Raw genomic sequence first — 12,098 nt, forward strand, 5'->3', positions numbered from 1 at the left:
GGCCCCGGCCCTGCTCGCGCACGGGCCGTCCGGTGCGGACCGCCCCCGTCGGGCTTGCCGGTGCGGACCGCCCCCGCCGGCGCGGCTCACCCCGGCCCCGGCCCCCGTCTGCCCGGCTCCCCCCGGCCCCGGCTCCCGTCGGCGCCGCGTGTACCGGCCCGGACACCGTCGGCGCGGCGCACCCCCGCTCGTCACCCGTCGCCCCGGTCCGGCCCCCCGGCCCGGCCCGGGGGGCCGGACCGCCCGCGGCACCGGCGGCACCCGGTGTCACCGGGCGGCGGTCAGGACGGCGGTCGGCCGCCGTCCGCCCGCAGCCCGCGCAGCAGCCGGTCCAGCGCCCGCTCGGTGTCCGCCGGGGCCCGGGGATCCGCCGACCGGGCCAGCCACAGCGCCGCCTCGTTCATGGCCCCCGACAGCAGCCGGGCGAGCGGTTCGACCGGCTGCCCGGGGATCAGCCCGGCCGCCACGAGCCCCTCCAGGGCCTCGGTCAGGTGGCGGGCGGAGGAGTCCTCGTCCATCGCCCGCCACTCGTCCCAGCCCAGTACCGCGGGCGCTTCCACCAGCACGATCCGGCGCACCGTCGGATCGGCGGCCGCGGCGAGGAAGGCGTGGCACCCGGCCCGCAGCTGCTCCCAGGGGTCCTGGTGGGCCTCCGCGGCGGCCGCCACCCGCACCCCCAGCTCGCCCTGCACCTCGGCGACCACGGCGCGGAACAGCCCCGCCTTGCTCGCGAAGTGGTGGTAGGCGGCGCCCTTGGTGACTCCGGCGGAGCGCGCCACCTCGGCGAGCACCACGTCGTGGTAGCCGTCGCCGGCGAACCGCCGCCGCCCCTCGGTCAGCAGCGCCCGCCGGGTCGCCGCCCGTTGCTCGGCCCGTGTGGCAGCCATCCTCATCCGTCCTTCCGTTCGCATACCCGGAGTATGCTAACGTCCCGTTCACATACCTCGGGTATGCGAAACTGCCGACGCGATACGGGAGCCCCGCCATGAAGACCGAACTCAGCAGCTTCTATCCGGTGATCGCCACCCGTGACGTGGCCGCGGCACGCGACTTCTACACCCGCCACTTCGGGTTCGAGGCGACCTTCGAGTCCGACTGGTACGTGAGCCTGCGCCGCCCGGACGCGCCGCACTACGAGCTGGCCCTGCTCGACCACACCCATCCGACCCTGCCCGAGGGCCACCGCGTCCCGATCGGCGGCGGCCTGCTGCTGAACTTCGAGGTGGCCGACGTGGACGCCGAGCACCACCGGCTGGTCCGGGAGGCGGGTCTGACCGAACTCCTCACCCTGCGCACCGAGGAGTTCGGCCAGCGGCACTTCATCGTGGCCGCCCCGGACGGCGTGCTGATCGACATCATCACCGTCACCCCGCCGACCGCGGAGTACGCCGCGCAGTACGCCGCCGGCCAGGCACCCGGGGCCTAGCGCGGGTCTCCTTCGAGACGGTGATGTCCCGCATCGGCATGCCTCGCACGGGCCCCGGCCGGAACCGGCCGGGGCCCGTCATCCGTCATCGTGTCTCGCCGGGCTTGTCCACGGTTGCCTCGACCAACGCCGCCAGCTCATGCTCGAACCGCGGATCGGGCCCGAGCCGCGTGGCATCCCAGCCGGTCCCCCGGAAGGCATAGGTCTCGGGGTCCAGGAAGAGGTAATCGGCCGTGTCCTTGCCGGGGCCCCGGTGGACGTACCTGACGGCCAGGCTGCTCCGGCCGGCGGCGTCGTCGACCCGCTGTTCCAGCACTTCGACTCCGGGAACGAGGGCGAGTGCCCGGTACAGGGCCGCGTTCAGCTCGGGCGGCAGCGCGACCCCGTAGGAGAGGATGTTGGAGAGCCTTCGGAAATCGAGGGCCTTCGGCGGCCCGGTCTTCTCGTCGAGGAATGTGTCGACGAGGGTGTCGAAGGACGCGTCGGAGTGGACCCGCGCCAGCAGCTTCCGCGGGTCGGTGGGCAGTTTGACGATGTCGTCATACCACTGTTCGTAGGATTTGGGCCCCTCGACCTTGTGGCCGGCCGACGGGGTGTCGTCCACGACAACGATCTTGCCGTGGCGGCGGTAGGCGTACTGCTTCCCGTCGTACCTTTCCCAACCCTCGTCCTCGAAGTATCGCGGCGTCCGGACCGCCGTCTTGTTGTAGATCCACTGGTCGGAACGCGGCCGGGTGACCTTGTGGTCCCGCACCGAGTCGGCGGCCCGCTCCATCACCTGGGCCACGTTCACGGTCCGCGCCTGGGGTTCCCGGGCCGCTCCCTGGTCCCCGGGCGTGACGGCGAGCAGGCCGGCGACCACGCTCGCCGCCACCGCCGCCGGGATCGCCAGCCGCCAGGGCCGCCCTGACCCGGTCAGCCATCGCGGGGCCCGGCCGCGGTCCGGCCCGTCCGCGGCGGCCGCCGCGGCGAGGAGGTCGCGGCGGCCCTGGGCCAGCCGTGCGACGCCGGGCTCCGGCGCCGATGGCCGCATGTCACGTACTGCCTGCAGTTCATCCATGGGTTGCTACCTCCTGGACAAGAGTGGGGTCGATTCCGCCGAGCGCCTGGCGCATCTTTCTGCGGGCCCGGTTCAGCCGGGACCGCACGGTGCCCACCGGGATCCCGAGCGCCTGGCCGACCTCGTCATAGGTCAGTTCGGCCCAGGCGATGAGCAGCAGCACATGGCGGTCCCCCGCCGACAGGGCGGCGAGTGCCGCGGCGAGCTGCTTGCCGGACGCCTGCGCGCTGACCCGTCCGTCGATCCGGTCGGTGTACGACTCGGCCACCGGGTCCACACCCGTACGGGAGAGAGCCCGGTAGGCGCGCACCTCGGCCCTGCGGTGCTTGCCGATCAGGTTGGCGGTGATGCCGTACAGCCACGGCAGGGCGTCGGGGCGGCTCAGGTCGTAGCCGCCGCGCCGGCGGAAGGCGATGAGAAAGGTGTCGGCGACGATGTCGTCGGCGAGGTTCTGGCCGAGACGCCGCGTCACATAGCGGTGGAGAGTGGCCGCGTGGCGGTCGTAGAGGGTCGCGAAGACCTCCGGGCTCGCCGCGGACTCTTCGATCAGTGCGGCGTCGTCGGTACGTGCCCGGTCTGGCGCGAGCCGGGAATGGGCGGTCACTGATGCTCCGTTCGTTCCGTCGTCCCGGGACTGAACCCTGCCGAGACGTTCACCCCCTTTTCCCCGAACCCCGGACCCGGGTTCACGGGGGCGTCGGGCCGTTGGAGCGGGCGGCCGCCCGGGGCACGGCGCCGGCTCGAACCCCTCGTGGCTGCGGGCGAGGCCGAGCGAGTCGGAGCAGCGGTGGGCCTTGGTGCGGCGCTTGTCGCTGGTGAGCCGGACCAGGGGTGCGGCCGCGGGCGCGGGCGCGCTCGATGGCCCAGTGCGGCAGCTCGCGGCCCAGCCCGCCGCCGCGGCGGTCGGGGATGCGGACCGCCTCGGTCAGGGCGCGCTCCTCGCCGCGGCGGTCCAGGCGCGGGGCCCTACGCCGACCGAAGACGAAACCCGGCGGGCCGGTGTCGGGCGCCGGTCACCGCCCGGCGGTGGGCCGGGGCGCCGGACGCGGCCGCCCGACCGGACCGGATGGTGGCCCGGGGCCGGCCGTCATCCGGTCCGGTCGGCCCCGGCCTGGCGTGCGCACAGTCCGCCCAGCCGCTCCAGGCGCTGCCGGGACTCCTCGTCCACCGGGGTGTAGGCGAGCAGCCGGGGGCCCGCGCCCGGCCCGGTCCACAGGCCGGTGTAGCTCATCCGCAGCAGCCCCACCCGCGACTGGCGGAAGAACTTGATCTTCTCCGTGGGGCGCAGCACCTCGTGCCGCTCCCAGATCTCCCGGAACTCCGGGGACGCCTCCCGCAGCCGGGCCAGCAGCGCCTTCCACGGGGGCTCGGCCAGGTGCTCGGCCATCGAGGCGCGGAACTTCGCCGCCATCGCCCGCAGCGTCTCGTCCAGGTCGACCAGGCTGGCGCGCCACTCCTCGTTGGTGAAGGCGAGCCACAGGCAGTTGCGGTCCTCCGGCGGCAGCGCGTCCAGGTCGCACATCAGCCGCCCGTAGGTGGTGTTGTAGGCGAGGATGTCGAACCGGCTGTTCTGCACGCAGGCCGGGAACGGGTCGAGCTGGTCGAGCACCATCCGCAGCGCCGGCGGCACCCCGGTGCACTCGCCGCCGGGTGCGGGGTCGGCGGCACCGCCCAGCGCGAACAGATGGGCGCGCTCGCTGCGGTCCAGCAGCAGCGCCCGCGCGATGGAGTCCAGCACCTGGGCGGACACCTGGATGTCCCGACCCTGTTCCAGCCAGGTGTACCAGGTGACGCCGACGGTGGAGAGCTGCGCGACCTCCTCCCGGCGCAGCCCCGGGGTGCGCCGGCGGGGGCCGCGCACCAGCCCGACCTGCTCGGGGGTGATGCGCTCGCGGCGGCTGCGGAGGAAGGCGGCGAGTTCGGCGCGGCGGACCGCGGCCTCTGCGGACCGGACGACGGTGGTCATGGTCCCAGGGTGCACCGCCCGGCATCCCGTTGCCAGGTAGTCGTTGTACCAGGATAAGAAGACTCTGGTACCTGGTTGAGCGGAACGGGAGGGTGCTGGGGTGAGCGAAATCCGCGTACACCCTTCCGTCTCCCGACCGCCTCCGGCCAACCCGGAGGACGCGCCGGGCCTGTCCCCGCTGGGGCTGGCCACCGTACTGCTCGGGGCCGCCCTGCCGCTGATCGACTTCTTCATCGTCAACGTCGCGCTGCCCGCCATGGGCCGGGACCTGCACGCCGGCGAGGCCATGCTGGAACTGGTGGTGGCCGGCTACGGCGTCGCGTACGCCGTACTGCTGGTGCTCGGCGGGCGGCTCGGCGACACCTTCGGCCGCCGCCGGCTCTACCTCGCCGGGATGGCGGCGTTCGGGGTGACCTCGCTCGCCTGCGGGCTGGCGCCGGACGCGGGGAGCCTGGTGGCGGCCCGGGTGGCGCAGGGCGCGTCCGCCGCCCTGCTGCTCCCCCAGGTGCTGGCCACCATCCAGGCCACCACCAGCGGGCCGCGCCGGGCGCGGGCGCTGAGCCTGTACGGGGCGACCGCGGGGCTGTCCATGGTGGCCGGGCAGATCCTGGGCGGGCTGCTGGTGGCGGCGGACGTGGCGGGCACCGGCTGGCGGGCGGTGTTCCTGGTGAACGTGCCGGTCGCGCTGGCCGGGCTGGCGCTGGCGGCGCGCACCGTGCCGGAGACCCGGTCGGAGCGGCCGGCGCCGGTCGACGTCCCGGGCACGCTGCTGCTGGGCGGCTCGCTGATCGCCCTGCTGCTGCCGCTGACCGAGGGCCGGGCGGCCGGCTGGCCGGTGTGGACCTGGCTCCTGCTGGGGCTGTTCCCGCTGCTGGCGGCGGCGTTCTGGGTGGTGGAGCGGCGGGCCGACCGGGACGGCATCGTGCCGCTGGTGCCGCCGAGCCTGCTGGCGCTGCCGGGGCTGCGCCGGGGCCTGGGGCTGGTGCTGCCGTTCTCGACGGGCTTCGGCGGCTTCATGTTCGTGATCGCGGTGGCCCTGCAGCAGGGGCTGCGCTTCGGGCCGGTGGCGGCCGGGCTGGCGCTGGTGCCGATGGCGGCGGCGTTCTTCGCGGTGTCGCTGGCCGGGCCGAGGCTGGTGGCCCGGTTCGGCTCCCCGGTGGTCACCGTCGGCGGGCTGATCCAGGCGCTGGGGCTGGCGGTGCTGGCGGTGACCGTGCTGCGCGGCTGGCCGGACCTGTCCGTCGCCGAGCTGGCGCCGGGGATGCTGCTGGCCGGGCTCGGACAGGGGCTCCAGCTGCCGGTGCTGTTCCGGATCGTGCTGGCGGACGTGCCGGCCGAGCGGGCGGGCGTGGGCAGCGGGGTGATGGTCACCACCCAGCAGTCGGCGCTGGCGCTGGGGGTGGCGACGCTCGGCACGCTGTTCCTCTCCCTGGAGCCGTCGGTGGGGATGCGGGACGCGCTGCTGTGGACGCTGGGGGCGCAGCTGGCGGCGGTGGTGCTGACGACCGGGCTGAGTCTGCGGCTGCCCCGCACGGTGATCTGAACCCCGGCCGCACGACCGGGCCTGCGGATCACCGGGGGCACCGGGGTCGGGCCCGGGTCCCGGCGACCGGATCCTGGGGTCTCGGTCCCGGCGTCCGGGTCCCGGCGTCCGGGTCGTGGGGGCCGGGGGTTCACCGCGGAGCGCGCCGGTCCGTCCGCCGGGCCGGTCGGGGCCGCCGCCCCGGGGCCCGGGCACGGCGAGGCCCCCGGTTCCACGGGGGAACCGGGGGCCTCGCCGACGCCGGGGGCGGTCAGCAGCCGATCAGTCGGCCGCCCAGGTAGCTCTGGATCTGGTCCAGGGAGACCCGCTCCTGCTTCATGGTGTCGCGCTCGCGCACGGTGACCGCGTTGTCGTCCAGGGTGTCGAAGTCGACGGTGACGCAGAACGGGGTGCCGATCTCGTCCTGGCGGCGGTAGCGGCGGCCGATGGCGCCCGCGTCGTCGAACTCGATGTTCCAGTGCTTGCGCAGGTCGGTGGCGAGCCCCTTGGCCTTCGGGGACAGCTCCGGGTTGCGGGACAGCGGCAGCACCGCGACCTTGACCGGCGCCAGGCGCGGGTCGAGGCGCATCACGGTGCGCTTCTCCATCTTGCCCTTGGCGTTGGGCGCCTCGTCCTCGACGTAGGCGTCGAGCATGAAGGCGAGCATGGCGCGGTTGACACCGGCCGCGGGCTCGATGACGTAGGGGGTCCAGCGCTCGCCGGCCTCCTGGTCGAAGTACGACAGGTCCTGGCCGGAGGCGGCGGAGTGCGCCTTGAGGTCGTAGTCGGTGCGGTTGGCCACACCCTCCAGCTCGGAGAACTCGGTGCCGCCGAAGTTGAAGCGGTACTCGATGTCAGCGGTGCGCTTGGAGTAGTGGGACAGCTTCTCCTTGGGGTGCTCGTACCAGCGGATGTTCTCCTCGCGGATGCCGAGGTCGCGGTACCAGCTCCAGCGCTGCTCCATCCAGTACTCCTGCCACTGCTCGTCCTCGCCGGGCTTGACGAAGAACTCCATCTCCATCTGCTCGAACTCGCGGGTGCGGAAGATGAAGTTGCCCGGGGTGATCTCGTTGCGGAAGGACTTGCCGACCTGGGCGATACCGAACGGGGGCTTGCGCCGCGAGGTCTGCTGGACCTGCATGAAGTTGGTGAAGATGCCCTGCGCGGTCTCGGGGCGCAGGTACGCGACCGAGCCGGAGTCCTGGGTCGGGCCCAGGTGGGTGGAGAGCAGGCCGGAGAACTGCTTGGGCTCGGTGAAGCCGCCCTTGTTGCCGCAGTGCGGGCAGTTGATGTCGGCCAGGCCGTTCTCGGGGGCCTTGCCGTGCTTGGCCTCGTACGCCTCTTCCAGGTGGTCCGCGCGGAACCGCTTGTGGCAGGAGGTGCACTCGGTGAGCGGGTCGGTGAAGGTGGCGACGTGACCGGACGCCTCCCAGACCTCACGGGCCAGGATCACCGAGGAGTCGAGGCCGACGACGTCGTCGCGGGAGGTGACCATGGAGCGCCACCACTGCCGCTTGATGTTCTCCTTCAGCTCCACACCGAGCGGCCCGTAGTCCCAGGCGGCCCGCTGACCGCCGTAGATCTCGCTGCAGGGGTAGACGAAGCCACGGCGCTTGCTGAGGCTGACGATGGTGTCGATCTTGTCGGCGGCCACGGTGCTCTCTTCATTGATGACGACGAAGCAATGCCTCAGATTACCGGCGCGTGCACCCCCTGGATCAAATCGAATGGGTACGAGCGGTCACCGACCGCTCTTGTTGACAATGGTTTCCAATTTTGTTGAAAATGAGAGTCATGAACGTACGCCGCCTGATACCCACCGCCTCCCTCGCCGGAGCCACCGCGCTCGCCATGGTCGCGCTGTCCGCCTGCGCCGCCGACGAGTCGTCCGGGCGGACGAAGGACGGCAAACTGGATGTCGTGGCGTCGTTCTACCCCATGCAGTTCCTCGCCGAGCGGATCGGCGGGGAGCACGTCGAGGTGACCGCCCTGACCGAGCCGGGCACCGAGCCGCACGACCTGGACCTCAAGCCGCGGCAGATCGGGCGGCTGAGCGACTCCGGGCTGGTGGTCTACCTCAAGGGCGTCCAGCCGGCCGTGGACGACGCCATCGCGGAGAACGGCCCGAAGCACATCGCCGAGGCCACCTCCTTCACCGAGCTGGAGGACCACGGCAGCGCCGTCCACGGCCACGACCACGGCGAGGAGCACGGCGAGGAGCACGGCCACGACGACGACGGCGCCGCGGACCCGCACGTCTGGCTGGACCCGGTGAAGTACGCCGAGGTCGCCGAGGGCGTCGGCAAGGCGCTGCAGAAGGCCGACCCGGACCACGCCGCGGACTACCGGAAGAACACCGCGTCCCTGGTCAAGGAGCTGAAGGCGCTCGACGCCGAGTTCGAGAAGGGGCTCGCCGGGCGCGCCACCGACACCTTCATCACCACCCACTCGGCGTTCGGGTACCTCGCCGAGCGCTACGGCCTGGCCCAGGAGTCGGTGTCCGGGCTGGACCCGGAGTCCGAGCCCAGCCCGGCGCGGATCAAGGAGCTGCACGAGGTCGCCGAGCACGACAAGGTCGGCACCGTCTTCTTCGAGACGCTGGCGAGCGACCGGACCGCGCGGACCCTGGCGGACGACCTCGGCCTGAGGACTGATGTACTCGACCCCCTGGAAGGCATCACCGACGAGTCCGAGGGCGACGACTACTTCGCGGTGCAGCGCGCGAACCTCGAGGCCCTGCGGCAGGCGCTGGGCGCCAAGTGATGGAGGCGGCACACATGGAGGAGCCGGTCATATCCCTGAGCGGGGCGACCGCCTCGCTGGGATCCCGACCCGTACTGCGCGGCATCGACCTGGCCGTGCACCGCGGCGAGGTGGTCGCGCTGCTGGGGGCCAACGGCTCCGGCAAGTCGACCGCGGTACGCGCCGTGGTCGGCCAGGTCCCGCTCACCGGCGGGGAACTGCGGCTGTTCGGCAGCCCGCAGCGGCGCTTCCGCGACTGGGCGCGGATCGGCTACGTCCCGCAGCGCACCACCGCGGCCAGCGGGGTGCCCGCCACCGTCCGCGAGGTCGTCTCGGCCGGCCGGCTGGCCCGTACCAGGCTGGGACTGCCGCGCAAGGCCGACCGGGCGGCGGTGCACCGCGCGCTGGAGCTGGTCGGCATGGCCGACCGGGCCCGGGACTCGGTGAACGCGCTCTCCGGCGGCCAGCACCAGCGGGTGCTGATCGCCCGCGCGCTGGCCGGTGAACCGGAGCTGCTCATCATGGACGAGCCGATGGCCGGGGTCGACCTGGCCAGTCAGGAGATCCTCGCCGGGACGCTGCGCGAACAGGTGGCGGCGGGCAGCACGGTACTGCTGGTGCTCCATGAACTCGGCCCGCTGGAGCCGCTGATCGACCGCGCGGTGGTGCTGCGCGACGGGTGTGTGGTGCACGACGGCCCGCCTCCCGAGGCGGTCGGGCAGCATGCGCTGCCGGGCCACGACCATGTGCACCCGCACGCGCCGCACGACGCCGAACCGATCCGGACAGGGCTGCTGAGCTGATGGAATTCCTCGACTACGCCTTCATGCAGCGCGCCTTGATCGCGGCCGTGCTGATCGGCGTCACCGCGCCCGCCGTGGGCATCTACCTGGTGCAGCGGCGGCAGGCGATCATGGGCGACGGGATCGGCCACGTCGCTCTCACCGGCGTCGCCCTGGGCTTTCTGACCGGCGCCAACCCGGTGTGGACCGCGGTCGCCGTCGCCTCGCTCGGCGCGATCCTGATGGAGCTGATCCGCTGGTACGGCAAGACCCGCGGCGACCTGGCGCTGGCCATGCTCTTCTACGGCGGGATGGCCGGCGGGGTGCTGCTGATCAACCTCGCGCCGGGCGGCTCCAACGCCAACCTCACCACGTACCTCTTCGGGTCGATCACCACGGTCTCGCAGGAGGACGTGGTGGCCATCACCGGACTCGCCGCCTTCGTGGTCCTGGTCACCATCGGCCTGCGCCGCCAGCTGTTCGCGGTCTGCCAGGACGAGGAGTTCGCCCGGGTGACCGGCCTGCCGGTGCGGCTGCTCAACCTGCTGCTCGCGGTGACCGCCGCGGTGACCGTCACCGTCGCCATGCGGGTGGTCGGGCTGCTCCTGGTCAGCGCCCTGATGGTGATCCCGGTGGCGGCGGCCCAGCAGGCCACTCGGGGGTTCGCGATGACCCTGGCGCTGGCGGTCGGCATCGGTGTGACCGTGACCCTCTCCGGCACCGTCTACTCGTACTACGAGGACGTGCCGCCCGGGGCGACCATCGTGGTGCTGGCCATCGGCGTCTTCGGGGTGATCACCGCGCTCGCCGCGCCGTTGGCGAGGCGGCGCGCCCGGCGGGCGGAGGGCCCCCGGGAGTCGTGCACCCTGGACTCCGGGGCCGCGCCCGGCCGCCGCTCCGCGGAGGACGACGTCCGGGTCCAGCCCGGCTGAGTCCGGCCGCGCCCGGGCCGACCCGGCCGGACCGGCCCGGACCCGGTCCAGCCGGGTTCGGCCCTGCCGCAACCTGTCACCTGGCACAATGACCACGCAAGGTGCGAACAGGTGAGACGAGCAGGCGAGCTTGAGGAGGCAACTGTGGCGACCGCGGGTCCCCCAGTACGCGGCCGGTCCACCAGGCAGCGCGCGGCGGTAGCGGCTGCGCTGGACGAGGTGGACGAGTTCCGCAGTGCGCAGGAGCTCCACGACATGCTCAAGCACAGAGGCGATTCGGTCGGCCTGACCACGGTGTACCGGACGCTTCAGTCCCTGGCCGACGCGGGCGAGGTGGACGTCCTGCGCACCACGGACGGCGAGGCCGTCTACCGGCGGTGCAGCAGTGACGACCACCACCACCATCTGGTCTGCCGGAGCTGCGGCAAGGCGGTCGAGGTGGAGGGTCCGGCGGTGGAGAAGTGGGCCGACTCCATCGCCGCGGAGCACGGCTTCGTGGACGTGGCGCACACCATCGAGATCTTCGGCACCTGCGGGGAGTGCGCGGCGGCCGCGAAGGAGTAGCGGCCACCCGGCCGGACCGCGCGGGGTGCGCCCTCGCGCGGTGACCGCGCGGTTCCAGGGTCCTACGGGCCGTGGCCGTCCTCGTCCCTCGGGGCGGACGGCCGCGGCCCGCGGTCGTTCCCGGCCGGGGCGTCCCGCCGGGGGGTGGTACGCCGACGGTCCGGGCGCCGCCGGACGCCCGGACCGTCGAGGGCTCGTACCGTCAGGCGCCCAGCCGCTGTGCGCTCACGATGAGGTAGCCCAGCTCGGGCATCTCCATGCTCTCGGTGTCGGCCGGCTTCAGCTTGGCCATCATCTCCTTGCCGATCTTGGCCTCCAGCTCGGCCATGTTCTTCATGGCCGCCTCCATCAGGCGCTTGGTCGACTGCTTGGAGGTGTTCTCGCTGACGTCGAGCACCTCGGTGCAGCGCAGCCCGGCCTCCCGCAGCACCGCGGGGTAGTCGTCGAAGGACGCCGGCGGCTGGGTGAGGTAGGACTGAAGGATCTTCTCGATCACCGGGCGGCGCTCCTCGGTGATCGGCTCCCGCTCGAAGTTGTCGGTCAGCGTCAGCCGGCCGCCCGGCCGCAGCACCCGGGCCGCCTCGGCGAAGGCCGCGGCGCGCGAGGGCATCTGCATGACGGACTCCAGCATCCACACCGCGTCGAAGGAGGCGTCCTCGAAGGGGAGGGCCATCGCGTCGCCGTGCTGGAAGCCGACCTTGCCGCTCACGCCCTCGCTCTCGGCGAGCGCGTTGGCCTTCTCGACCTGCTTGACGCTGACGTTGATGCCGACGACCTCGGCGCCGGTGGCCTTGGCCAGCCGGACGGCGGGGCCGCCGACACCACAGCCGATGTCGAGCACCCGGTCGCCGGGGCCGACGCCGAGCCGCTTGATCATCATGTCGGTCAGCCGGTCCGCGGCGTCCGGGAGGGAGGTGGTGTCCTCCAGGCTGTCCCAGTAGCCGACGTGGACGTTCGGCCCGTACAGGGCGGCGTCGAAGGCGCCGGCCAGCTGGTCGTAGAAAGCGCCGACCTGAGCGGTCACCGACGGGGCGGATTCGGACGTCGTCATTCTTTTTCTCCTGCTGTGGGTATTTCCATGGAACGTGTGGAACCTACGGAACC

The 12,098-nt window shown here is 72.9% G+C and carries 12 protein-coding genes; 6 read left to right on the forward strand and 6 right to left on the reverse strand.

Going from position 1 to position 12,098, the window contains the following annotated elements; translation table 11 throughout:
- Positions 1-281: 281 nt before the first annotated feature.
- Positions 282-887 carry a TetR/AcrR family transcriptional regulator gene (locus tag ACH4B3_RS12310; RefSeq protein ID WP_398462726.1) on the reverse strand — a complete coding sequence of 202 codons (606 nt, stop codon included), beginning with the start codon at positions 885-887 and terminating at the stop codon, positions 282-284.
- A gap of 98 nt (positions 888-985) precedes the next feature.
- Here ACH4B3_RS12310 and ACH4B3_RS12315 point away from each other — a divergent pair, with 98 nt between their 5' ends.
- On the forward strand, positions 986-1,426 hold the full coding sequence (locus ACH4B3_RS12315) for a VOC family protein (protein ID WP_398462727.1): 441 nt from the start codon (positions 986-988) through the stop codon (positions 1,424-1,426).
- Between the two features lie 85 nt (positions 1,427-1,511).
- Here ACH4B3_RS12315 and ACH4B3_RS12320 read toward each other — a convergent pair whose 3' ends face one another.
- The 3 genes from ACH4B3_RS12320 to ACH4B3_RS12330 form a co-directional block, all read right to left on the reverse strand.
- Positions 1,512-2,486, reverse strand: coding sequence for a CU044_5270 family protein (locus tag ACH4B3_RS12320; protein ID WP_398462728.1), 975 nt, complete (start codon positions 2,484-2,486; stop codon positions 1,512-1,514).
- Positions 2,479-3,090: an RNA polymerase sigma factor gene (locus tag ACH4B3_RS12325; RefSeq protein ID WP_398462729.1), complete on the reverse strand. Its 612-nt coding sequence runs from the start codon at positions 3,088-3,090 to the stop codon at positions 2,479-2,481. Before ACH4B3_RS12325 ends, ACH4B3_RS12320 begins: the two co-directional genes overlap by 8 nt.
- A gap of 483 nt (positions 3,091-3,573) precedes the next feature.
- Entirely contained in the window at positions 3,574-4,452 is an 879-nt protein-coding gene (locus ACH4B3_RS12330) for a helix-turn-helix transcriptional regulator (protein WP_398462730.1), read from the reverse strand.
- 100 nt (positions 4,453-4,552) lie between these two features.
- Between ACH4B3_RS12330 and ACH4B3_RS12335 the strand changes: the two genes are divergently transcribed.
- Entirely contained in the window at positions 4,553-5,995 is a 1,443-nt protein-coding gene (locus ACH4B3_RS12335; RefSeq protein WP_398462731.1) for an MFS transporter, read from the forward strand.
- Between the two features lie 250 nt (positions 5,996-6,245).
- Here ACH4B3_RS12335 and ACH4B3_RS12340 read toward each other — a convergent pair whose 3' ends face one another.
- Entirely contained in the window at positions 6,246-7,628 is a 1,383-nt protein-coding gene (locus ACH4B3_RS12340) for a glycine--tRNA ligase (RefSeq protein ID WP_398462732.1), read from the reverse strand.
- A 140-nt stretch (positions 7,629-7,768) separates the two neighbouring features.
- Between ACH4B3_RS12340 and ACH4B3_RS12345 the strand changes: the two genes are divergently transcribed.
- The 4 genes from ACH4B3_RS12345 (at position 7,769) to ACH4B3_RS12360 (ending at position 10,994) form a co-directional block, all read left to right on the forward strand.
- Positions 7,769-8,737 carry a metal ABC transporter substrate-binding protein gene (locus tag ACH4B3_RS12345; RefSeq protein ID WP_398462733.1) on the forward strand — a complete coding sequence of 323 codons (969 nt, stop codon included), beginning with the start codon at positions 7,769-7,771 and terminating at the stop codon, positions 8,735-8,737.
- 14 nt (positions 8,738-8,751) lie between these two features.
- Positions 8,752-9,519: a metal ABC transporter ATP-binding protein gene (locus ACH4B3_RS12350; RefSeq protein ID WP_398462734.1), complete on the forward strand. Its 768-nt coding sequence runs from the start codon at positions 8,752-8,754 to the stop codon at positions 9,517-9,519.
- The gene (locus tag ACH4B3_RS12355; RefSeq protein WP_398462735.1) at positions 9,519-10,430 is read left to right on the forward strand and encodes a metal ABC transporter permease; all 912 of its coding nucleotides are present in this window, start codon (positions 9,519-9,521) and stop codon (positions 10,428-10,430) included. Before ACH4B3_RS12350 ends, ACH4B3_RS12355 begins: the two co-directional genes overlap by 1 nt.
- A 144-nt stretch (positions 10,431-10,574) precedes the next feature.
- Positions 10,575-10,994: a Fur family transcriptional regulator gene (locus ACH4B3_RS12360; RefSeq protein ID WP_398462763.1), complete on the forward strand. Its 420-nt coding sequence runs from the start codon at positions 10,575-10,577 to the stop codon at positions 10,992-10,994.
- Positions 10,995-11,196: 202 nt separating this feature from the next.
- Here the strand turns inward: ACH4B3_RS12360 and ACH4B3_RS12365 are convergent, their stop codons facing one another.
- The gene (locus tag ACH4B3_RS12365) at positions 11,197-12,045 is read right to left on the reverse strand and encodes an SAM-dependent methyltransferase (RefSeq protein WP_398462736.1); all 849 of its coding nucleotides are present in this window, start codon (positions 12,043-12,045) and stop codon (positions 11,197-11,199) included.
- Positions 12,046-12,098 lie beyond the last annotated feature (53 nt).

It is taken from the genome of Streptomyces sp. NPDC018031 (genome assembly GCF_044327625.1).
In the GTDB taxonomy this organism is placed as follows: Bacteria; Actinomycetota; Actinomycetes; order Streptomycetales; family Streptomycetaceae; genus Streptomyces.